This window comes from Paraburkholderia guartelaensis (assembly GCF_004353905.1).
Classification (GTDB): Bacteria; Pseudomonadota; Gammaproteobacteria; order Burkholderiales; family Burkholderiaceae; genus Paraburkholderia; species Paraburkholderia guartelaensis.
Genome location: NZ_SMOD01000016.1, coordinates 105,375 through 125,762 on the forward strand (window position 1 = coordinate 105,375; position 20,388 = coordinate 125,762).

Below are 20,388 nucleotides of genomic sequence, written 5' to 3' on the forward strand. Positions count from 1 at the left end.
GTTGCTTCTTCCAGCCGTTTTCCGTCAAGAAACATGCGTTACTGGCATCTCGATCGACCGAGGCAGGCAGGTCAGTTCGACCTCTCGCGCGTCACCAGCCTCGTTTCGGCCATTGGCCGCGACGACGCCAATGCGCTCGCCGCCGAAGTGCTGAACATGCTCGGCCCGGCGACTTCGGTCACGCAGTGCACCGTGTTCGCCTACGAATTCGGCAACCGGCCGCGCACGGTTTCCGTGGCCGATCATCGCGGCGGGCGCTTTCTGCGCGACGTCGCCGACACCTACGCGCGCCTCTTCTACGCGCTCGACGGCAATCAGCAGATCGTCTCCGGCGGCTCGGCCGACAAGCCCGGCTCGTCGCTCGTGCTGCACTGGCAAAGCAGCGCCGACATCGCACACGACGGTTACCGCACCGCGTGTTACGCGACGCCCAACGTGTCCGACCGGCTCTCGCTGCTGCTGCAGCCCGCCGCCGACATCTGGCTCTCCGTGAACCTGTACCGCGAAAGCGACGCCGGCAATTTTCAGCCGGGCGAAGTGGAACTGGTCGAATCGCTCGCACCGCTGATCGGCGAGTCGGCGCGGCATCACTACACGATTCGCGGGCAGAGCCAGCTCGGCATTCCTCAGATGATGCTCGCGCGCCTGCGCGGACTCTGCCCCACGCTTTCCAAGCGTGAACTCGACGCCCTGCGCGGTGTGCTCGAAGGGCGCAGCGCGGTTGAAATCGCCGAGTGCATGGGCGTGAAGCCCAGCAGTGTGGTGACGTATCAGAAACGCGCGTATCAGCGGCTGGGCATTTCGAGCCAGCGGCAGCTGTTTGCGCTTTGTCTGGCGACGGATCAGGGCTAACCACCCGCCGCAAACGCGCGCAGAAAAACGACTGCGCGAAATTTCCCCCCGTAAGCCCCCTGTACCCAAATTGAGGACAGCGGGCCGCGCCTCGCGCTCCATACTGCCTTCATCGCCAGCGCCCCCGCTCGGGGCAAGCCGGCAAGCACAAGACTTACGTATCGGAGACGCAATCCCCATGAGCGCCGGATTCAAACCCTATCCGTTCGAGGCCAGGCAGTACACCGCCCGCCTGCCCGAACTCGAAGGCGGCAGTGAAGCGCAACGCCACGCCGTGACGATCGTTGGCGGCGGTCCAGTGGGCCTCGCCATCGCGCTCGGCCTCGCGAAGCATGGCGTGCGCTCGGTGCTGATCGAAGCCGATGCATCGGTCTGCTACGGCAGCCGCGCGATCTGCATCTCGCGCCGCAGCCTCGAAATCATCGAGCGCCTCGGCGCGCTCGACGGCTTTCTCGCCAAAGGTCTGCCGTGGACCGGCGGGCGCAGTTTCTATCGCAACGACGAAGTGCTGCACTTCACGATGCCGCAGGACGAAAACCAGAAGCTGCCGCCGATGGTCAACCTGGCGCAGTACCACATCGAGCAGTTCCTGCTCGACGCGGCGGAGCGGCACGCCGATCTCATCGACATTCGCTGGTGCACGAAGGTGACGGCCCTGCAAGAAGATGCGCATGGCGCCACGCTCTCGCTCTCCACGCCCGCAGGCGATTACACCGCGCAGACCGACTGGCTCATCGCCGCGGACGGCGGCCGCAGCACGGTGCGCGAGTCGCTCGGCCTGAAGCTTCAGGGCACGAGCTACGAGGGCCGCTATGTGATCGTCGACATCCTGCTCGACAGCGCGCGGCCCACGGAGCGGCTCGCATACTTCGACCCGGCGTCGAATCCCGGCTCGACCGTGCTCGTCCACAAGCAGCCCGACAACGTGTGGCGCATCGACTATCAACTGCGCGACGGCGAGGATGCCGACGAAGCGATCAAGCCCGAAAATGTCATGCCGCGCGTGCAGAGCCTGCTCGACATGATGGGCGAGAAAGCATCGTGGTCGCCGGTCTGGATCACGATCTACAAGGCCAACGCGCTCACGCTCGAGCGCTATCGCCACGGCCGCGTGCTGTTCGCGGGCGACGCGGCGCACCTCGTGCCGATCTTCGGCGTGCGCGGCGCGAACTCGGGTATCGACGACGCCGACAACCTCGCATGGAAACTCGCGTATGTCGTAAAAGGGCTCGCGAGCGATGCATTGCTCGACAGCTACTCCGACGAGCGCGTCTACGCCGCGCACGAAAACTTGAGCTACGGCACGAAGAGCACGGAGTTCATGGCGCCGCCGTCGTTCGCCTTCGATCTGATGCGCACCGCCGTGCTGAGCCTCGCACGCGAGCACGCCGCCGTGCGCTCGCTGATCAATCCGCGCCAGACTTCGGCCATCGCCTACACGGCCTCGCCGCTCAATGCGGCCTCCGACGCGTTCGCGAACGGCCCGGTGCCGGGCACGGCGCTGCCCGAATGTCCGCTGACGATCGTCGATCAGACCGGCGCGCGCGAAGGCCACGTGACCGACTTGATCGCGCCAAGCTTCACGGCGTTCTACTTCAGCGAGGATGGCGCGACGCCGGCCCCGATCGCCGCGCTCGAAACGACACTGGCTGCACGCGTTTTGCCGTTCGCGCTGGTGCCGCTCGCACAGCGCCAGCCCGGCGACGCAGCACGCCGCAGCGGCTGGGATCACACGGGACGCCTGTTCCCGATGTACGGCGCCAAGCCCGGCACGCTCTACCTCGTGCGCCCGGACGGCCACGTGCTCGGCCGCTGGCACGGCGCAGCCGGCACCGTCGCCGCGCAGACGCTCGCCGCCCTCGACCACGCGCTGTCCGCCTGCTGAGTGCCGACGAAAACAAGTACAGATGGAGAAAGCCATGACCGACAGCGAACTCGACACCGTCTACACGCACTTGTGCAAGACCATGACCAATCTGGGCGAAGCCAACGGCCCGCTCTTTCTCGCGCGCTTCGCGCTGCTCGCGATCGAGCGGATCGGCAACGCGCAAACCTGCCTCGGGTTGATCGACGCCGCGGGCGAGAACGTTTCGGCAGCGGTGCCGGAATAGGGGGAAGCGCGGCGCGCCTCAGCGCTGCGTCGACTGCACGAGCCGCGCGAGCCGCGAGCGGTTGCTGACGCCGAGTTTCTGAAACGAACGATCGAGATGGGTGCGCACGGTCGTGTAGGAAATGCCTAGCCGCTCGGCGATCTCCTTGTCGAGCAGCCCTTCCACCACGAGCGCGACCACGTCACGCTCGCGCCGCGTCAGGCGGTTGACCGCTTCGTTATCCGCAGTGGATGCGTCGGCTGGCGGCGGCTGAACGTGCCCCGTCTGCGCGCGCGAGCGTGCCAGCGCCGCGATGAAAGCCGGGCGCACCAGATCGAACAGCAGCAGTTCCCGATCGGAAAAATGCTCGCGCCGCTTGCCGCGCCCAATGCGCAGATGATCGAGATCCTCTTCGCCCGACCAGACGAACAGATCCGCGCCCGCATGCAGGCCATCCGCGCGCAGCAGTTCGAGCAGGCGTCGCGCCACCTCGAGGCGCAAGGCACCCTCCGGCAAGATATGGTCGGCCAGCAGCTTGAAGACGTCGGCGATCAACGCGAGTTCGCGGCTCGTCAGGTCCATGCTCGGGTGCGATGAGATGTGGGCGCGCCCCCCGCTTGTGTGGCGGCGCAAACGTCAGAGCTTAGTGATCTCGCCTGACGGATTCAATATGCAGTGCGACTGTGAAGCGTGAAGCGGGCATGCCGAAAAGAAAATGGGGCGGCAAATGCCGCCCCAAGAAAAACACACGCCGGCAAAGGGCTGTCTTCCGCCGGAGGTTGCATAGTACGCGATGAATTACGGAGCGGCATCCCCAAATTTGAGGACAAACGCTCACGTCATGCAAACTTTTGCCGCCTCATGCCAGGTTGCCGATGCGAAATGGTTTGCCTTCATGCGCAGCGCATCGTTTCGCATCGGCGTCGCGGTTTTACTGGATCAGACGCGACACGCCACGGCCGCGCGGATCGGAAACCGCGTCGGGCGTATCGCCGTTGATGCGGATCGCCTGAATGTCGCCATTGAAGTCCTGCGCCTTCAGCACATAGCCCTTCGCCTCGACCTGCTTGGCGAGTTCGCCGTCGATCGGCGCATACGGCTCCCAGAAAATCGTGTTGGGCGGCAGCAACTGGTGGTGGAAGCGCATCGCCGCCACCGCGTCCTTCAACGGCATATCGAAGTCGTAGTTGTTGTTGATGACCTGGAACACCGACGTGAAGATGCGCGAGCCGCCCGGCGTACCGATGACAAGCGCGACCTTGCCGTCCTTCGTGAGGATGGTCGGCGTCATCGACGAAAGCGGACGCTTCTTCGGCGCAATCGCGTTCGCGTCGCTGCCCACCACACCGAACATGTTCGGCACGCCGGGCTTGGACGCGAAATCGTCCATCTCGTCGTTGAGCACGATGCCGGCGCCCGGCACGACCACGCCTGAACCGAAGTAGCCATTGATCGTGTACGTGTTCGAAACGGCGTTGCCCCACTTGTCGACCACCGAGAAGTGCGTCGTTTCCGCCTTCTCAGGCATCGAGGTGCCGAGGCCCGGTTGCACGCTCTTCGTGTCGGAAGGCTTGTCGGGGTCGACTTCGGCGGCGCGCTTCGCGAGGTACGCATCGTCGGTGAGCTGCGCGACCGGCACCTTGTAGAAGTCGGGGTCGCCGAGATATTGCGCGCGATCCGCGAACACGCGCTTCTCGATCTCCGCGATCAGATGGATGTACTGCGGCGAATTGAGCTGCACGTCCTTGAATTGCGGCGCCAGCATCGCCTTCATCTTGAGCAGCTGCACGAGGCCCACACCACCCGAACTCGGGGGCGGCGCGGTGATGATCTCGTAGCCGTTCCACTTCGCCTCGACCGGTTGGCGCCAGACCGCCTTGTACTCCTGCAGGTCGCGCTTCGTGATGAGGCCATGACCCTTCATCGAGGCGGCGATCAGGTCCGCTGTCTTGCCGTCGTAGAAGTCCTTCGCGCCCTGGTTCGCAATGCGCGTGAGCACGTTGGCGAGATCGGGCTGCTTGAACGTCACGCCCTCCTTCAGGTTGCCGAAGTAGTCATCGAAATTGGTCTTGCCGGCGAAGTCCTTTTCTGCGGCCTCGCGGCGCTTCGCGAGCTGCTCGTCCACGACGAAGCCGTCGCGCGCATATTTGATCGCCGGCGCGAGCACCTGCTTCCATTGCAGCTTGCCGAAGCGCTTTTGCGCTTCCCACATACCCTCGACCGTCCCCGGCACGCCCACGGCGTCGTAGCCGTAAAGGCTCTTGCCCGGAATCACGTTGCCCTTGTCGTCGAGGTACATCGTGCGCGTGGCGGCGAGCGGCGCGCGCTCGCGATAGTCGAGGAAGTACGGCTTGCCGTTCACGTAGAGCGTCATGAACCCGCCGCCGCCGATGTTGCCGGCTTCGGGGTACGTCACGGCGAGCGAAAAGGCAATGGCGACCGCCGCGTCGACGGCGTTACCGCCCTCCTTGAAGATCTGCTCGGCGGCGTCGGCCGCGTACTTGTCGGCAACGGCCACCGCCGATGCATTGAGGACCGCAGGGCGTTGCTGCGTATCCTTCGCAAAGGCCGGCGTGGCTTCGAGGAAGCCTGTGGACAATGCGGATAGCGAAAGCAGTGCGAGAGCGGCAGCGGAAATTTTCGTTTTTTCAACCAGCTTCATTGAGTTCACCCCATGATTCGGTTTGTTGGCCTACCGGATACCTGCCTTGGCCTTATAGCACGCCAGGAAAACGATTGCGATCCGGCGATCCGCTGATTCCGCTGCCGTGCAAGACGGCGTCCGTTCTGGACTGGATCAGGCCTCGCCACGCCGGCCGCGCGCAATTTCTTCGCCCGCATTCGCGGGCAAACGCATCGTCACCGGAATCGACGCGACCGAAAAGAGCCCGACCACGAGAAACGCCGGCCAGAAATCGGACCACACGATGGCCGAATGCCCTTGCGCCCGATGCGAAATCTGCAGCACGAGGCCCGCGATCGTCACGCCGAGGCCGAGCGACACCTGCTGGATCACACTTGCCACGCTCGTGGCGCGGCCGATGTCGCGCGTCGGGATATCGGCGTAGGCGAGCGAATTGAGGCCGGTGAATTGCAGCGAAGGAAAGATCCCGCCCGCGAGCACGATGACCCAGATGAGCCACACGGGCATCCCCGGCGAAAACGAGCCGCATATCGCGATGGCCGTGCCCGCGAGCACCGCGTTGACCATCAGCGTGCGGCGAAAGCCAAAGCGCCCGAGCACGCGCGAGACGATCGCCTTCATGAAGATCGAGCCGAACGCCGAAGCGCAAGTGATGGCGCCGGAAGCGAACGCCGTCATGCCGAGCCCTTCCTGCAGCGTGAGCGGTAACAAAAATGGCACGGCGCCAAGCCCGATGCGAAACAGCGAGCCGCCCGCCACGCTCGCATTGAACGTGGGGATGCGCAGAAATTTCAGATCGAGCACGGGCCGCTCGACACGTTGCGCATACAACCAATAGGCGACCAGCAGCACCGCGCCGATCACGCACATCGTCACCGCAGTGCCGGTGGCGACGATCTCGCCGCCCACGAGCGAGAGGCCGAGCATGAACAGCGACGCCCCACCCGCCGAAAGCACGAAGCCAGCCCAGTCGAGTCGCCCTGGATGCTCCTCGTGCATGTTCTCGATGTGCCGGTTCGCGAGCCAGATACCGAGCACGCCGATCGGAATGTTGATGAAGAAAATCAGGCGCCAGTGCAGATACGTGGTGATGAACCCGCCGAGCGGCGGCCCCACGACCGGGCCGAGCAGCGCGGGCACCGTGAGATAGTTGACCGCGCGAATGAAGTCCGATTTGGGCAGCGAGCGGAAGATGATGATCCGGCCCACCGGCACCATCATCGCGCCGCCGATGCCCTGCACGAAGCGCGCGGCCACGAACATCTCGAGCGACCGCGAAGCCGCGCACAACAGCGACCCCGCCATGAAGATGCCGATGGCAGTGCGAAACACATTGCGTGAGCCGAAGCGATCGGCCACCCATCCGCAGATCGGGATGAACACGCCAAGGCCGATCACGTAGCTCGTGACGGCCAGCTTGAGTGTGATGGGGTCCTGGCCGAGATCGCGGGCCAGTGCGGGGAGCGCGGTGACGATGACCGTCCCGTCCACGTTCTCCATGAACATCGAGCACGCGACAATGAGCGGAACGATGAATGTGCCTAGGGCTAATGGCATGGGCAGGAACGACGATCAGCGTGGCTGATGGCGTAAAGCTGCCATTATGGCCCTTGTTGCGGAAAACGGGAACCCGGCAACAGATGAAGCGGCGCCCTTTGTGTGTGCGCCACGGAGCAAACGCGCGCGCAAAAGCAAAGGCCGCGATGCCCCCACCGCCGCTTTCAAGCGGAGGCAGACCTCGCGGCCTGATTCAAGCGATCTGCGTCGGGCAATCCGCGCAGATGCGCTTTAGATAGCGGCCTGCTTCACGCGGCTCACCACGGGACGCAGTTGCGGCAGCACCTGCTCCGCGGCGCGCGTCACGTCATTGGGGAAGTCGATCTCGATCCACGGCGCGCCGGTCACGTCAGCGGTTTCGAATTCGCTGCCGCGTTCGAGCAGCAGGTCGCGCAGCGCTTCTTCGTGCGGCAGGTTCGCGCGGCCCGTATCGACGTAGCCTTCGACGATCTGCGCAAAGCGGCGCGCCGTTGCTTCATTCAGGCGGAAGAAGCCCACCGACTCGCCGATCGTGTCGTATTTCAGACCGACCGCCAGCTGCTTGCGCAGTTCGACGGGCACGCCGTCGCGCAGACACAGCTTCACGGGCTCGTCGCCCGCTTCGAAGTCGCGGTCGATGAGCAGACGGTTGGCCGGCGCCTCGCCCGCCACGAGCGGCGCGAACACGCGCTCGTCGTAGAGCACGTCGGCGTCCATGAGCAGCACATCGCCGCCGCGCGTGAGCGCCTCTGCCGTGCGATGCACTGTGAGCACGCTGCCTAGGTCGAAGCGCGGATTCATCACGACCTCGACCTTGTGCGGCCAGCCGATGCGCTTGAGTTCGGCCTCGACCAGCTCAGGCTGGAAACCGAGCGCAAGCACGACTTCCGTGACACCCGCCTCTTCCAGGAATTGCAAATGGCGTTCGAGCAGCGTCACGCCCTCGAACTGCAGCAGACATTTCGGAAACTGTTCTCCAGCGGGTTGCTGAAGGCGCAGGCCAAGGCCTGCCGCGAGAATGATGGCGCGCATGCGCAAACGTTCCTTGGGAGAAAAAAGGTCAATCGGCGACTTCGACAGCGGAGACGCGCAAGGCGCGCCGGCGCTGCCAGCTACGTTCGCTGAAATGCAGATACAGAAGGCCCGGCAAGCCGAGCAGGATTTCTCGCGCACGCTTGGCAAGCGAGAGCGCAAGTGCCGCCTCGGGCGGCAGGCCGACGAGCGGCGCGAGCAGCAGATAACCGCCCTCTTGCACGCCCAGCGAGCCAGGAATAGCGAAGGCCGCACCGCGAATCGCCTGGCCGATGCTCTCGAGCAGCAGCGCATCGATCCAGCCTACGGGATGGCCGAGAAAGCGCAGCGCGAGCCACACTTCCACGGTGCCCACGAGCCAGCCCGCGAGGCTCAGCGCGAAGCTGGCCGCCACGCGGCCGCGCCGGGCGTAAAGCGACTTCACGGCTTCGTCGATGGCGTCGGCGCGCGTGGCGAGCGCCGACCAGTCGCGCTTGCCGAACACTTTCGATGCGAGACGCAGCAGACGGCCGAACAGACCGCGGCGCTGCGCGACATAGAACAGCGCGATCAGGCCGCCGAGCACGGCGGTCGCGATCAGCGCGGCGACGCCGAGGTCGCGCGGCGCGCCATTCGAAGCGTAGGCCGAAAAAAGCACGATGCCGAATACGGCGAAGACGATCTGCGCGACGGCTTGCAGCGTCGTGCTCACGGTGATGGCGGCAGCCGCATTGCGCATCGACATACCGCGTTGCCCGAGCTGACGCACCATCGCCACGGGGCCACCGATCTGGCCTGCGGGCAACAAGCTGTTGACCGATTCTCCGGTCCACCGCGCGAGCAGTGCATCGCGCTGATCGACGCGCTCGTCCTTGCCGAAGAGCACAGCAATCGCACCCGCGTCGAGTGCGAGCGGCACGACGTGGAACGCCGCGACGAGGACAAGCCCCCAGCCGGCGGCCGCGAGTGCACCCGTTACCGACCCGAGTCCCTGCCAGGCGAGCAGCGCGATGAAGAGCGCCGTGCCGATCGACAGCAGCAGGATGGCTGCGCGGCTCACGCCTTGCCCCCCAATGCCTTGCGGAACACCTGGCGGAAACCGAAGTACGCAATCGCGTCCTTCATGTTCGAAATGAAACGCCGCCACGGACGCATGTTCGGGTTCGTCACGTATTCGAGCGTGAGCGACACGCGCACTTCGCCTTCGAGGCTCGGCGTGACGCGATGACGAAGCTTGTCGCCGTCGAACACGATGAGCGCGCCCGGCGGGTACTGCACCGAGCCCGGCTCATCCGCCTTGTTCGGGTCTTTCGTATGCAGTTCGTAGTCGAGCTTGCACGACGACTCGTCGATCACGCCGAGCAGCACCGTATAACGGCGGCCATCGTAATAGGACGTGTCGTAATGCCAGCCGATATGATCGCCGGCGCGCGTGTAGTAATAGAGCGCGTAAGCGTGCGGGTCGTCTTCGGGCGACAACTGCAGGCTATCGCCCGTGATCTTTTCGAGCCACGCGATGAGCTGCGGCGAGCGGTAAAGCTCGGCGATGTACGGCGCGAGGCGGTCGATGGTGTGACGGCTCACGCTGCCGCCCGCCTTGTGGCCCGGCAGATAGTTGCGGTTGACTTCGGGAAGCAGCGCGTTGGCCGCGTCGATCAACTGCTGCGTGGCGTCGGCAGGCAGAAAATCGGAGAGATACAGGAACGAGCCCTGGCTCTGGTAGTCATCGCGTAGGCGCGCGGTGTTCAGCGGTTGCAGCGCGCGGCCGATCGCGCCTTCCGGCTCGCCGGCCGCCGCGCGTGCGGCGCGGGCCGGCGCGGGAACGTGTGGCACTACGACTTCTTCTTGTTCTGCTTGCAAGCTCATCTGCTGCTCCACACCTGAGTGCTTTCCTTGGCGGGGCGCAGGCGGCGCGTCACGCGTACATAGTCGAGCACCACCCAGACGGCGAACAACGGCGCCCCGATCGAAGCCGCGATGATGAACGGCGACACGACGCCCGTCAGCGTGACAAGGGGTAGCAGATACAGCACGTCCTCAGTCTCGAAGCCGCCGGCGAACGCCTGTTGGGTGCCCGCCTTGCCGGCCATTTCCTCGATGCGCATACGCAGGAAAAAGATCACGGCGACCGCGACGCCCGCGATGCCGCCCAGCACGGCCGGCGGCACGCGCCAGTCGGCGCCGGAGTGGACGGCCAGAACGCCGAGGCCGTAGCCCATGCCCAGGAACAGCAGCACGGTGACGAGAGCATCCGCCGCGAGATCGTAGAAATGCCCGATTCGGCTGGTTTTGCCGCTGATACGCGCCAGTTCGCCGTCGGTATGATCAACAAAATTCGACAGTACGATCAGAAACGCGCCAATATTGACGTGCAGAAAGTCTCCGCGCGCCAGAAAAATGCCGCCGGCAACGCCAATCAGGAGTCGCAGCGTGGTCAGATGATTCGGGGTAACGCGCGTGGATACTAGCGGAGTGACGAGCCATCGCGCCGCGCGAGCGTCCCACGTGCGCGGCGGCGGCACCGCTTTCGGAGCCATTTTTACAGGTTTATCTTTTTCGGTCATAACCGCGCAATATATACGCCTTCCAGAAATCTTGCAGGTATTCCGACGTTCGTCTCACTTTTTACTTGTGGTTCTGTAAGACAAAGCGTCAGATCGGCTCCCGCAGCGTCGCAAGCGAAATCGGCCGAACACGCGTAGAGTGCAACCCTTCGCGCCAGCCCGGGCGTTGCGCGCCCCATCGCAACCCGGCCCCGGCGCACGCACTTTCGCCATTCACGTAATGAAACGCTTTACCTTTGCCGCCCTTTTTCTCGCTGTCCTGACGCTTCTCGCCGGTAACGCCCGCGCCGCCGCCATCGACGATTCGCTGACCTGCAGCGAGTCCGCACACGACTTCATCTCGGGGCTGATCACGCAAAACCTGATCGATCCGAAGCCGATGAAGGTCGAAAGCAATTCGATCAACGCATTCTGGCCCGCGCACGGCCAGCGCATGACCGCCTATGGCTTCAGCGTGTTCGCCATCGTGGGTTTCCAGAAGGACGACCCGCTCTTCAAGACCGGCGACGGCACACCCATCGCCCCTTCCGCCTACGGGGCCGTCGTGGTCGGCACCCAGGCCAGGGTGCAGGCGGCCCTCACGGCGGCAGGCAATAACGCCATCGTCCACCATGCCGGACCGCTGTTGACTGCGATCTTCTGCAAGCAGGAGTAAGCGGGCAGGCTTTGAGCGTTACTCGATACGCCCGAAACCGCCTTCGGCCCAGGCCTCGGCGCGCGCTTTCGTGAGCTTGAAGGTCGGCGCGACGCGCGCCTGAGCGAGTTGCTCGCCAAACGCGTCGATTGCGCTGACGAGCGCGTAGGGCTCGTACTCGTCGGGAACGATGTCGAGCGTCACTTCCACGTCGCCCTCGGCGGTCTGCACGCTCACGCGCTTGTGCAGCAGAGCGCGCAATTGCTGCTCGTGCCGGCGCAGCACCTCCGAAGCAGTCTTCACGAGCGTGTTGAACGCCGACGTATCGAGAGGCTTGGGATTCTTCTTGTCGCGGCCCATCGTCCACGGGCCGACCAGCGCAGGCTCAGGCTCGCCGTCCTTGATCATTTCGACGGCCCAGCCGTCGTCGTCCTCATTCTTGATCACGCGCGCGGTCCAGCCGTCCTTGCGCCACAGGCGCGCTTCCTGGATCACCTCGGCTTCAGCTGCGGGGTCATCGGCGGGGAAATCGGGATCGGTTGCGGGTGAGGAATCGGTCATGGCGGGGGATTTCGTCGGGTTCTGCGCGGGACTTGCCGTCGCGGGGCAAGGGCAAGATTCTACCCGGATCGCGTCGCGCGTCGGGCGCCGCGTCTTTCTATCTGCCCGGTTCGGATTATCCCGCCATCAAACCGGAATATCTGACAGAGATTTAACCATTGCGCTTTCCGCAATGCACCATTCCGCCGTGCGCATTAATTAAAAATGATTTTCCAAGGGCAAAAAAAAACGCGGCCCGAGAGCCGCGTAAAAACAGATGAAAAAAGACCACCCTTGGTCGAGGGCTGAAGAAATTGTACCGCCGCTCAGTGCGTATGTTCACTCCATGATCTGGAACAGTACCTTTCAACAAATGACAAGAATCACGCTTGAAAAACCGTTGAATTCGCGCTAGGCCAGCCACTGCGCGGGTTTGCCGCATCGTCGCGAGTGCACAACAGATTATCCAGACGGATCATTTTGTCGCACCAGATAATCCAATAGAAAAACTCTTTATATGCAGTCACTTACGGATATTAATGTCAATCGCGAAATGAGATGAATGCATTGTTGCGTCGATTTGCGCAAATACGCCGAATCACGGGCTTACACTTCGTTGCGAATCAACCGGGTACGAAATCGATTTTCAAAATATTCGACCTGAGATTTCCCCAAGTTCTGACCGGAGAAAAACATGAAAAAAGCACTCATTGCTGCAGGCGTCCTCAGTGTATTTGCCATCAGCGCCCATGCGCAAAGCAGCGTCACCCTTTACGGCTCGCTCGACGCCGGCATCGTCTACGCGAACAACGTCGGCGGCCACAGCCTGTGGGCTCAGGGCAGCGGCGCGCTCTCGAACAACTACTTCGGCTTTCGCGGCGCCGAAGACCTGGGCGGCGGCCTGAAGGCGATCTTCACCCTCGAAAGCGGCTTCAATCTCAACAACGGCGGCTACAAGAACGGCGACAACGGCTTTAACCGCCAGGCCTACGTCGGCTTGAAGAGCGACAAGTTCGGCACGCTCACGCTCGGCCGGCAGTACGACTCGATGGTCGACTACCTCTCGCCGCTCTCGGAAGCCGGCGCGGGCTACGGCAACAATCTCGCGGGCCACCCGTTCGACAACGACAACCTCGCCCAAAGCTATTCGATCAAGAACTCGGTCAAGTACGCCAGCGCGAACTACGCGGGCCTCCAGTTCGGCGGCCTGTACGGCTTCAGCAACGACGCGAACGGCTTCGCGAATGGCCGCGCGTGGAGCGTGGGCGCATCGTACGGCAACGGCCCGCTGAACTTCGCAGCCGCCTACTCGCAACAGAACAACTCCGGCGGCCTCGGCGCCGCCAACAGCGCGGCTTCGGCCGACCAGAACATCTCGGCGCGCCTGCAGCGTTCGTTCGGCGCGGGCGTGAACTACACCTACGGCCCGGCCCAGGTTGGCTTCGTATGGACGCACTCGCAGATCGACGGCATGCAGGGTCTTTCGAGCGGCGGCAGCGCACCGCTGCCGGGACTCTCGGGCCTGAACCTGCATGTCGACAACTATGAGATCAACGGCGCGTACCATCTGTCGCCGGCTCTCGCGTTCGTCGGCTCCTACACGTTCACCGACGGCACGGTCACGGGCAACGGCAGCAACAACAGTCCGAAGTGGCACACCGTGGTGCTCGGCACCGACTACTCGTTGAGCAAGCGCACGGACGTCTATCTCGCTGGCGTCTACCAGCACGCTTCGGGATCGCTCGGCTATAACGCCGACGGCTCGGGCATCGCGAACGTCGCGGCGATCAATACGCTCTCGCCTTCTTCGACGAACAACCAGGTGGCCGCGACAGTCGGTCTGCGTCACCGCTTCTGATCGCTCGGGGTTGGGCAAACCCGGCGCAACCCGCCACGCTGCCTGTCCTTTGCGAAACGCACATGCGCCACAAGCGCATGTGCGTCTTTTCTTGATTGCTGTTGCATCTTTTTACGTCTGCGTGGGCCTTGATCCAGATCAGGGTGCGTATACTCATTGCTCATTGGCATAATCCGCTGCTTCGAAACTGTCACGCCGCCTATGAAATCGCTCACGCAACGACTCCTTGCCGCTACTCCGCTCGCGCTCATCGCCGCTTGTGGATCGACACCGCCGTCCGGCACCGCTTCGAACGGCGAACCGATGATCTACGCGTCGTCGGCGCGTTCGGCGTCGTCGATCGCGAGCTGCCTCGAAGAGCGCCTGCCGCGCGTGCACACTTCGCGAGACGGCAACACGACCGAGATGAGCGTGGGCTCGCGCTCGGACGCGTCGTACTTCGTCACGCTCACGCCGAACGGCCACGGCTCGGTCATTCGCGTAACGCATGGCGCTTCCGCGTCGAACGATCCGCCGGAAGAAGAACTGCGCTTCGACGTGGCGCGCTGCACGACCTGACGCGCGACTAGCTGGCGCGGGCACCGCACGCGCCACGCGATGTACCGCAAGTCGCCCGCATGTCACCCCTGTCATAACGGCGACACATCTGCGAAGATTGCGCCCCCTTCGACTTCGCAACACACCGCTTCATGGCATCAGGCACCGCACATCACGCGACGGGTTGGGCCGCCGGCGTCATCGCCGCCGCAATCGTCACGCATCAGGGCGCCGATAGCGCCTGGCATCTTTACGCCGCGCTCGCGTTCGCGGCGGGTGTTGCGGGCGGATCGGCGCCCGACTGGCTGGAGGTCGCATGGTGGCGCAAGAAGCGGCGCCTCTGGGTCACGCATCGCACGATCACGCACTGGGGCATCGGCTGGATCGCGCTGCTCGTGTGGTCGTATCACAAACTCGGGCACGTGCCGCTCGCGGCGCCCGCGTTTGGCTTCGCTTGCGGCGGCTTGATCCACTTGTTCGCCGACTGGCCCAATCCGCTCGGTGTGCCGTGGATCGTTCAGCGGCACTCGCTGAACTGGTGGCGCAGCGGACGTTGCGACCTGATCGTCGTCGCCGCGTCGTGGGTTGCCGCGTGGTTTTTCGCCGTGCATGGCGTACCGCACGACTGGTCGCTCGCTCCGTTGCGCCGGCTCGTCTGATTGATCAGCTTTCCCTGGTAATCGGCATATTCACTCCGGGAGGCATACAGCCCCGCGTGAACGCATCAGCGCAAAGCGTCGATTAACAATCGTCGGGACTGATCGGGCGCCACATCGCCCATTGTTCAGGGCAATGTTTATTATCGTTTTAATAAAGGCCAAAATAAAAACGGCGCCCCTTAAAGGGCGCCGCTCCTGATTCGCGTCACGCGGTATTCAGGCGTCTTCTTCGCACTCTGCGCGGCCCATGCGGTAGCCGACGATCAGCCCGGCGTCATAGGCCGACTCCAGCGCGCGGCCAATATCCTCCGCGCTCACGAGGTGCGCGTCGGCGGTCGGCTTCCCGGTCAGCTCGAAGCTCTCGATCCCGAGCGTTCTTCGCGAGATTGCCAGCAATAACTCCAGTCGTTCGTCATGCATTTTGCTCTCTCCACTTAATCCACATCATCTGATTACAATGATAAATATCAAAATCCGTGAGAGCCGCGACGCATGGACGCATATTGAGGCGTCACTCTAATATCAAACTCAAGAAATCTTTAAAATTTGTCAAATCGACAACGGATTAACTTTTAAAAATCGTTAAATCGAATCGTTTTAATTCGCAATTAAACAGGGCTTTAATGCGTGATGGCTTACCCCGCGCCGGCGGGCCGACGTCGCGGCCAAGTCAGGACAGGCCATTTTTCCGGGCTTTCGCGCGGGCAACCGTTTGATATGATCAGTAACACATCGCGCGGCCCAAGCTGGGCTTTTCGTCAGTCTCCGAACGTAGTCCATGGAATCCACGCTCACCCCATCCGCCAGCACGGCGACCACCGACCTCGGCCGCCGCGTGCGCGCCGCGCGCGTCGCCCAGGACCTGACGCTCGATACGGCCAGCCGCCTGTGCGGTGTTTCTCGCTCGACGTTATCGAAAGTTGAAAACGGGCTCATGTCGCCGACCTTCGACGTGCTGCAAAAGATCGTCGGCGGTCTCAGAATCGATCTGGCCGAGCTGTTCGGCACCCCACCCAAGCTCAATGCCGGCGGCCGCCGCGCACTCACGCGCAACGGCGCGGGTCAGCGCCACGCCTATCGCGGCTATCAAATGGAGTTGCTCGCCACCGATCTCGCGCACAAGGCCATGCTGCCGTTTCGCATCCGCATCACCGCGCATTCGCTCGACGCGTTCGACGACTGGGGCCGCCACGAAGGGGAAGAGTTTCTCTACGTGATCAGCGGCAGCGTGTGCCTGTATTCGGAGCTTTACGCGCCGACCTATCTGGAAGCCGGGGACAGCCTCTACTTCGACAGCCGCACCGGCCACGCGGCCATTTCGACGAGCGAGGAAGACGCCGAAGTGCTGTGGATGGCCACGAGCGCGCGGCTGCCCGGCGTCGCGCCGGAAGCGCCGGCAACGTCGAAGTCGCGCGCCAAGGCGAAGCTTACCGGCGGCTGAATCTGGAGCGCGGCTTTAGGTCCGCGGGACAGTGAAGCCTCAACCCTTCGCGTCGGGAGAACGCTTGCCGGCGGAAGAGTCTGCAGCACGCGCACGCCGCGTCCGGGGCGCGGTGGCGCCATCCGGCCGCACGTCGCGCTCGCGCGCCGCACGCCGCACGGCCTCGATCAGCGCGCGACCGGCAGGCGTGGGCTGGGTATCGGTACGCTGAATCACCCCCACCGGCTCTTCCCCGCCCGCAGAGGGCAACGGCAACCGCACTAGCGTCCCTCGCCGAAGGTCATACTCGACGGCACCGGCGGGCACGAACCACACCGCGTCATTCTGGAGCGCGAGCGCGCGCCCCACCGAAACCGAAAGCAGCTCGACGAACGCCGACAGCGGCGGCGCGCCCCAGGCGGCGAGCAGACTGTCCGCCGCCTGGCGGATCAACGTGCCGAACGGCGGCAGCACGAGCGGAAACGACGCGAGTTGCGCCGGCAGCCCCGCCCCTTGCGCGAGCGGATGCCCCGCGCGCACCACCACGGCGAGCGGCTCGTTGTACAGCTGCTCGAAACTCAGGCCCACCATGCGTTCGGGGTCGGCCAGACGCCCCACCGCAAAGCTGATCGCCCCTGTCTTCAGCCGCTCGAGCAGCTCGGTGTTGGCCCCCGTCACCAGCCGCACGCTCACGCGGGGCCATTCCTCGCCGAAGTGGCGCAATGCCCCGGGCAGCAAAACCGTCGCCACCGTCGGCAGCACGCCGATATCGAGCGTCGCGGCCACCGCGCCTTCGTCACGCGCGAGCAAAGCCACGCCCTGGCGCAGCGCGCTCATGCAGGCGCTCGCGTGCGGCATGAAGAGCTGCCCCTCGCGCGTGGGCACCGCACCGTGCCGCCCCCGCTCGAACAGCTTCACGCCCAGCGCCAGTTCCAGCTCGGCGATCGTCTTCGACACCGCGGGCTGCGTGACCGAAAGACTCTCGGCGGCCTGCTGCACGCTGCCCATCTGAGCCACGGCGAGGAAACACTGGAGATGGCGGATTTTGACGCGTCCGTCCGCGAGCCGGTTTTGCATAACGATTCGTTATACGATGTGCGAAAAAACATCATTTTGCATAACTTTTCGCTTTGGATAAAGTGGCTGCATCGGCTCGTCGCGACAAATCGCTGCAGGCAACGAGCCCTTCCCCCAATAATCCAACCCAGGAGACACCCCATGGACGAGTCCATCCTGTCGCCGCGCGACTTCGACTCGCACCCCGCGTACGTTTATCCGCCGTACCGTTCGTCGGTCAAACGCGGCCCCACGCTCCCGCTCATTCCCCTGAAAGAAAAGCTGCGCAACCAGCATGCGCCCGTGTACGGCACCGACGACCTCGGCGCGCTCGATCACGACCTCACGCGCAACGCGGCCAAAAATGGCGCGCCGCTCGGCGAGCGCATCATCGTAACGGGCCGCGTGCTCGACGAAGGCGGCAAGCCGGTGCGCAACACGCTCGTGGAAATCTGGCAGGCCAATGCCGCCGGCCGCTATGTCCACAAGCAGGACCAGCACGACGCGCCGCTCGATCCGAACTTTCTCGGCGCCGGCCGCGCGATCACCGATAACGACGGCCGCTATCGTTTCCTCACGATCAAGCCGGGCGCGTATCCCTGGGGCAATCACCCGAACGCGTGGCGTCCGAATCACATTCACTTCTCGCTGTTCGGCGACTACTTCGGCTCGCGTCTCGTCACGCAGATGTATTTCCCCGGCGACCCGCTGCTCGCGTTCGACCCGATCTATCAGGGCACGCCCGAAGACGCACGCGAGCGCATGATTTCGCGCTTCTCGCTCGACACCACCGAAGAAGGCTACGCACTCGGCTACGAATTCGACATCGTGCTGCGCGGCCCGAACCAAACCCCCACGGAGCGTTGAACCATGGCACTCAAGGAAACGCCTTCGCAAACGGTCGGGCCGTACTTCGCTTACGGCCTGTGTCCGCAGCAATACGACTTCGATTTCAAGAGCCTCTTCACGGCCAACGTGGCCGGGCCTGAAACGCCGGGCGAGCACATCACGCTGATCGGCCGCGTGATCGACGGCGACGGCAACGCCGTGTTCGACGCAATGCTCGAGATTTCGCAGGTGGACGCAAACGGCCGTTATCCGGCTTCGCGCGAGGAAATCGCCAAGGATGGCTTCCGCGGTTTTGCACGCGTGGGCACGGGCACGGATGCGCAGCACCGCTTCATCGTGCACACCGTGAAGCCGGGCGTGGAGAACGCCGGCGAAGCGCCGCATTTGAACGTGATCGTGATGATGCGCGGGATGCTCACGCACACCTTCACGCGCATCTACTTCGAAGACGAAGCCGCCACCAACGCCGCGGACCCGGTGCTCTCAGCCGTGCCCGCCGCGCGGCGCGACACACTTATCGCGCGCCGTAGCGAGCAGGCCGGCAGCATCGTCTACACGTTCGACATCCGCATGCAGGGCGAACAGGAAACGGTGTTCTTCGATCTTTGATGCATCGACGGATACGCGAGACCAATCGTGCGGACTTTCACGCGGCTTTCATGAACTGGCCCTATGATCGTGTCACTGCGATCTGATCGCGGAACTCCGAGCTGTACCTTGTGAAGCCTGCCATGCGCAGGCTTCTTTTTTTGCAGTGCGCTCGCGGCCTGCCGCGCACTCAGCCGAGTGGTCGCACGCCGATCAGCACGCCATGCAGCCAGAAGGCGAACACGGCCCAGACGACGAGCCCGACCACGACGACGATCGCATCGCGCGAAACCTGTCCCGGCGGATAGACGACTCCGGCTTCGCGGTCGCGCCGGTTCTCGCCCCGCAGCTCGAACAACGCCCAGATGAGGAAGACCCCGAAGAGGATGATGTCGTTGAGCGTGCCGTTCGCGAGCAGATGCGCGAACGCCCAAAGCGCGACGCCGCTCACGAACGGCTGGCCGAGCGCGCGCTTGAAGTGATTGCCCGGCACATACGCCGCGACGATCATGATGAAGGCAATGGCGGTGAGGAGTGCCGTGACATGCGCCATCCAGAACGGCGGCAGCCAGATCGGCACAGGATAGCGGCGTGACAGGCCGTAGCCATAGACGATCAGCACGAAACCCAGAATGGAGAGCAATGCGAACGCGCCTCGCCAGGCACGCGGACCCATACGCTCGATCTGCGCAGCGCGCCAGGGTCCTGCCACGATGCGGATCGAATGGACACCAATGAAAATCACGAGGCCCAGCACGAGTATCGCCATGACTACCTCCCTGCCGTAGCAAGAACGCAATGGGCGAGATTGTCGCGCAGCTTGATCGCGAGGCCAACCGGAGTTTTCAAAAAAGCTGACTAATTACGCGCGCAAATGCCAACCAAAGAGAATGCGTAAATCATTGCGCGTCAAAACCGGCGCGGCACATTAGGTGGCGCAATTAAAACCCGGCTCGCGCCGAAAGGTATTTTAAAACTATGCTGAATAATACTGGGCGCCGCGCCAATGCGCGGGCTTTGCGGCATGGGCCGCGAACGGTCTGGCAGTCGAATCGCAACACCGGCGCGCATTCACGCACCGTCATGGCTAGCAACGAAAATGCTCGATATCCTGTCCCGCGTGCTTATAGCGCAACAGCCACGCCGGCATATCGCCCTCGCCATTCCAGGTATTCCCGTATGCGTCGCGGTACTTGGGTAGTTTTTCGCTTTCGGCAATAGACGCTTCAAGCTCTTCGAACGTAATGCCGTACTCTTCCATGCGGCGTCGAATCCACACGATGAGCCGTTCGCGCGCCTCTCCATCGAGGTCGAACATCGATTAATTCCTCTCGCTTCGTCAAGGGCAAGGCACCGATACAAAGATCGGCAGAGAATCGTCTTCCCTGAAAAGACAAAGGCTTCGCGAGCAGACTGCGAAGCCTTGCTGCACTGATGAGGTGGCCTGGGTGTGGAGCCCGCGACCGGTTCGGAGGGGATCTGCAGTCCGCTGCTCCGCTCTCAGGTGACGCCGCTACAGGTGAGCGAACGTTTGCTGCAAGCGGAACCGA

General features: G+C 63.6%; 22 protein-coding genes. 10 read left to right on the forward strand and 12 right to left on the reverse strand.

Annotation, left to right across the window (positions count from 1 at the left end; genetic code table 11):
• Positions 1–33: 33 nt before the first annotated feature.
• From E1N52_RS21745 to E1N52_RS21755, 3 genes are all read left to right on the forward strand, one after another.
• Complete coding sequence (locus E1N52_RS21745; RefSeq protein WP_133184788.1) at positions 34–852, forward strand: helix-turn-helix transcriptional regulator; 819 nt, start codon at positions 34–36, stop codon at positions 850–852.
• Between the two features lie 178 nt (positions 853–1,030).
• A complete protein-coding gene (locus E1N52_RS21750) occupies positions 1,031–2,737 on the forward strand; it encodes an FAD-dependent oxidoreductase (protein WP_133184789.1) in 1,707 nt (568 codons plus the stop codon).
• A 34-nt stretch (positions 2,738–2,771) separates the two neighbouring features.
• Positions 2,772–2,963 (forward strand): hypothetical protein, encoded by a 192-nt coding sequence (locus E1N52_RS21755; protein WP_133184790.1) that lies wholly within the window; start codon positions 2,772–2,774, stop codon positions 2,961–2,963.
• 18 nt (positions 2,964–2,981) lie between these two features.
• On the opposite strand, the gene E1N52_RS45285 is transcribed toward E1N52_RS21755, so the two are convergent.
• The 7 genes from E1N52_RS45285 to E1N52_RS21790 form a co-directional block, all read right to left on the reverse strand.
• Entirely contained in the window at positions 2,982–3,524 is a 543-nt protein-coding gene (locus E1N52_RS45285; protein WP_133184791.1) for a helix-turn-helix transcriptional regulator, read from the reverse strand.
• Positions 3,525–3,873: 349 nt separating this feature from the next.
• A complete protein-coding gene (ggt, locus tag E1N52_RS21765) occupies positions 3,874–5,604 on the reverse strand; it encodes a gamma-glutamyltransferase (RefSeq protein WP_133184792.1) in 1,731 nt (576 codons plus the stop codon).
• Between the two features lie 135 nt (positions 5,605–5,739).
• On the reverse strand, positions 5,740–7,143 hold the full coding sequence (locus E1N52_RS21770) for an MFS transporter (RefSeq protein WP_133184793.1): 1,404 nt from the start codon (positions 7,141–7,143) through the stop codon (positions 5,740–5,742).
• A gap of 231 nt (positions 7,144–7,374) precedes the next feature.
• On the reverse strand, positions 7,375–8,154 hold the full coding sequence (locus E1N52_RS21775) for a phosphocholine cytidylyltransferase family protein (RefSeq protein ID WP_133184794.1): 780 nt from the start codon (positions 8,152–8,154) through the stop codon (positions 7,375–7,377).
• A gap of 28 nt (positions 8,155–8,182) precedes the next feature.
• Complete coding sequence (locus tag E1N52_RS21780; RefSeq protein WP_133184795.1) at positions 8,183–9,193, reverse strand: flippase-like domain-containing protein; 1,011 nt, start codon at positions 9,191–9,193, stop codon at positions 8,183–8,185.
• The gene (locus E1N52_RS21785) at positions 9,190–9,999 is read right to left on the reverse strand and encodes a 2OG-Fe(II) oxygenase (protein ID WP_133184796.1); all 810 of its coding nucleotides are present in this window, start codon (positions 9,997–9,999) and stop codon (positions 9,190–9,192) included. The genes E1N52_RS21780 and E1N52_RS21785 overlap by 4 nt, the downstream gene beginning before the upstream one ends.
• A complete protein-coding gene (locus E1N52_RS21790) occupies positions 9,996–10,697 on the reverse strand; it encodes a CDP-alcohol phosphatidyltransferase family protein (RefSeq protein ID WP_133184797.1) in 702 nt (233 codons plus the stop codon). Before E1N52_RS21790 ends, E1N52_RS21785 begins: the two co-directional genes overlap by 4 nt.
• Positions 10,698–10,917: 220 nt before the next feature.
• On the opposite strand from E1N52_RS21790, the gene E1N52_RS21795 reads away from it, so the two are divergent.
• Complete coding sequence (locus E1N52_RS21795; protein WP_133184849.1) at positions 10,918–11,352, forward strand: hypothetical protein; 435 nt, start codon at positions 10,918–10,920, stop codon at positions 11,350–11,352.
• A gap of 18 nt (positions 11,353–11,370) precedes the next feature.
• On the opposite strand, the gene E1N52_RS21800 is transcribed toward E1N52_RS21795, so the two are convergent.
• Positions 11,371–11,892, reverse strand: a complete 522-nt coding sequence (locus E1N52_RS21800; RefSeq protein WP_133184798.1) for a hypothetical protein — start codon at positions 11,890–11,892, stop codon at positions 11,371–11,373.
• 673 nt (positions 11,893–12,565) lie between these two features.
• On the opposite strand from E1N52_RS21800, the gene E1N52_RS21805 reads away from it, so the two are divergent.
• The 3 genes from E1N52_RS21805 (at position 12,566) to E1N52_RS21815 (ending at position 14,925) form a co-directional block, all read left to right on the forward strand.
• A complete protein-coding gene (locus E1N52_RS21805; RefSeq protein ID WP_133184799.1) occupies positions 12,566–13,729 on the forward strand; it encodes a porin in 1,164 nt (387 codons plus the stop codon).
• Between the two features lie 201 nt (positions 13,730–13,930).
• The gene (locus tag E1N52_RS21810) at positions 13,931–14,287 is read left to right on the forward strand and encodes a sugar ABC transporter ATPase (protein ID WP_133184800.1); all 357 of its coding nucleotides are present in this window, start codon (positions 13,931–13,933) and stop codon (positions 14,285–14,287) included.
• 131 nt (positions 14,288–14,418) lie between these two features.
• Positions 14,419–14,925 (forward strand): metal-dependent hydrolase, encoded by a 507-nt coding sequence (locus E1N52_RS21815; protein WP_133184801.1) that lies wholly within the window; start codon positions 14,419–14,421, stop codon positions 14,923–14,925.
• A 216-nt stretch (positions 14,926–15,141) separates the two neighbouring features.
• Here the strand turns inward: E1N52_RS21815 and E1N52_RS21820 are convergent, their stop codons facing one another.
• The gene (locus E1N52_RS21820) at positions 15,142–15,345 is read right to left on the reverse strand and encodes a DUF6900 domain-containing protein (RefSeq protein WP_133184802.1); all 204 of its coding nucleotides are present in this window, start codon (positions 15,343–15,345) and stop codon (positions 15,142–15,144) included.
• A 358-nt stretch (positions 15,346–15,703) separates the two neighbouring features.
• Here E1N52_RS21820 and E1N52_RS21825 point away from each other — a divergent pair, with 358 nt between their 5' ends.
• Positions 15,704–16,366, forward strand: coding sequence for a helix-turn-helix domain-containing protein (locus E1N52_RS21825; RefSeq protein ID WP_133184803.1), 663 nt, complete (start codon positions 15,704–15,706; stop codon positions 16,364–16,366).
• A gap of 39 nt (positions 16,367–16,405) precedes the next feature.
• Here E1N52_RS21825 and pcaQ read toward each other — a convergent pair whose 3' ends face one another.
• On the reverse strand, positions 16,406–17,422 hold the full coding sequence (gene pcaQ / locus E1N52_RS21830; RefSeq protein ID WP_133184804.1) for a pca operon transcription factor PcaQ: 1,017 nt from the start codon (positions 17,420–17,422) through the stop codon (positions 16,406–16,408).
• Between the two features lie 141 nt (positions 17,423–17,563).
• On the opposite strand from pcaQ, the gene pcaH reads away from it, so the two are divergent.
• Positions 17,564–18,268 carry a protocatechuate 3,4-dioxygenase subunit beta gene (pcaH, locus tag E1N52_RS21835; protein ID WP_133184805.1) on the forward strand — a complete coding sequence of 235 codons (705 nt, stop codon included), beginning with the start codon at positions 17,564–17,566 and terminating at the stop codon, positions 18,266–18,268.
• A 3-nt stretch (positions 18,269–18,271) separates the two neighbouring features.
• A complete protein-coding gene (pcaG, locus tag E1N52_RS21840) occupies positions 18,272–18,859 on the forward strand; it encodes a protocatechuate 3,4-dioxygenase subunit alpha (protein ID WP_133184806.1) in 588 nt (195 codons plus the stop codon).
• Positions 18,860–19,028: 169 nt separating this feature from the next.
• On the opposite strand, the gene E1N52_RS21845 is transcribed toward pcaG, so the two are convergent.
• Together E1N52_RS21845 and E1N52_RS21850 are read right to left on the reverse strand one after the other, a co-directional pair.
• Positions 19,029–19,607 (reverse strand): NnrU family protein, encoded by a 579-nt coding sequence (locus tag E1N52_RS21845; protein ID WP_133184807.1) that lies wholly within the window; start codon positions 19,605–19,607, stop codon positions 19,029–19,031.
• A gap of 318 nt (positions 19,608–19,925) precedes the next feature.
• Complete coding sequence (locus E1N52_RS21850) at positions 19,926–20,156, reverse strand: H-NS histone family protein (RefSeq protein WP_069267441.1); 231 nt, start codon at positions 20,154–20,156, stop codon at positions 19,926–19,928.
• Positions 20,157–20,388: the final 232 nt, after the last annotated feature.

Excerpts from the sequence above, each read along its gene's own strand:
- E1N52_RS21745 (WP_133184788.1), top strand. The coding sequence starts at position 34 with ATGCGTTACTGGCATCTCGATCGACCGAGGCAGGCAGGTCAGTTCGAC.
- E1N52_RS21750 (WP_133184789.1), top strand. The coding sequence starts at position 1,031 with ATGAGCGCCGGATTCAAACCCTATCCGTTCGAGGCCAGGCAGTACACC.
- E1N52_RS21755 (WP_133184790.1), top strand. The coding sequence starts at position 2,772 with ATGACCGACAGCGAACTCGACACCGTCTACACGCACTTGTGCAAGACC.
- E1N52_RS45285 (WP_133184791.1), bottom strand. The coding sequence starts at position 3,524 with ATGGACCTGACGAGCCGCGAACTCGCGTTGATCGCCGACGTCTTCAAG.
- ggt (WP_133184792.1), bottom strand. The coding sequence starts at position 5,604 with ATGAAGCTGGTTGAAAAAACGAAAATTTCCGCTGCCGCTCTCGCACTG.
- E1N52_RS21770 (WP_133184793.1), bottom strand. The coding sequence starts at position 7,143 with ATGCCATTAGCCCTAGGCACATTCATCGTTCCGCTCATTGTCGCGTGC.
- E1N52_RS21775 (WP_133184794.1), bottom strand. The coding sequence starts at position 8,154 with ATGCGCGCCATCATTCTCGCGGCAGGCCTTGGCCTGCGCCTTCAGCAA.
- E1N52_RS21785 (WP_133184796.1), bottom strand. The coding sequence starts at position 9,999 with ATGAGCTTGCAAGCAGAACAAGAAGAAGTCGTAGTGCCACACGTTCCC.
- E1N52_RS21790 (WP_133184797.1), bottom strand. The coding sequence starts at position 10,697 with ATGACCGAAAAAGATAAACCTGTAAAAATGGCTCCGAAAGCGGTGCCG.
- E1N52_RS21795 (WP_133184849.1), top strand. The coding sequence starts at position 10,918 with ATGAAACGCTTTACCTTTGCCGCCCTTTTTCTCGCTGTCCTGACGCTT.
- E1N52_RS21800 (WP_133184798.1), bottom strand. The coding sequence starts at position 11,892 with ATGACCGATTCCTCACCCGCAACCGATCCCGATTTCCCCGCCGATGAC.
- E1N52_RS21805 (WP_133184799.1), top strand. The coding sequence starts at position 12,566 with ATGAAAAAAGCACTCATTGCTGCAGGCGTCCTCAGTGTATTTGCCATC.
- E1N52_RS21810 (WP_133184800.1), top strand. The coding sequence starts at position 13,931 with ATGAAATCGCTCACGCAACGACTCCTTGCCGCTACTCCGCTCGCGCTC.
- E1N52_RS21815 (WP_133184801.1), top strand. The coding sequence starts at position 14,419 with ATGGCATCAGGCACCGCACATCACGCGACGGGTTGGGCCGCCGGCGTC.
- E1N52_RS21820 (WP_133184802.1), bottom strand. The coding sequence starts at position 15,345 with ATGCATGACGAACGACTGGAGTTATTGCTGGCAATCTCGCGAAGAACG.
- E1N52_RS21825 (WP_133184803.1), top strand. The coding sequence starts at position 15,704 with ATGGAATCCACGCTCACCCCATCCGCCAGCACGGCGACCACCGACCTC.
- pcaQ (WP_133184804.1), bottom strand. The coding sequence starts at position 17,422 with ATGCAAAACCGGCTCGCGGACGGACGCGTCAAAATCCGCCATCTCCAG.
- pcaH (WP_133184805.1), top strand. The coding sequence starts at position 17,564 with ATGGACGAGTCCATCCTGTCGCCGCGCGACTTCGACTCGCACCCCGCG.
- pcaG (WP_133184806.1), top strand. The coding sequence starts at position 18,272 with ATGGCACTCAAGGAAACGCCTTCGCAAACGGTCGGGCCGTACTTCGCT.
- E1N52_RS21845 (WP_133184807.1), bottom strand. The coding sequence starts at position 19,607 with ATGGCGATACTCGTGCTGGGCCTCGTGATTTTCATTGGTGTCCATTCG.
- E1N52_RS21850 (WP_069267441.1), bottom strand. The coding sequence starts at position 20,156 with ATGTTCGACCTCGATGGAGAGGCGCGCGAACGGCTCATCGTGTGGATT.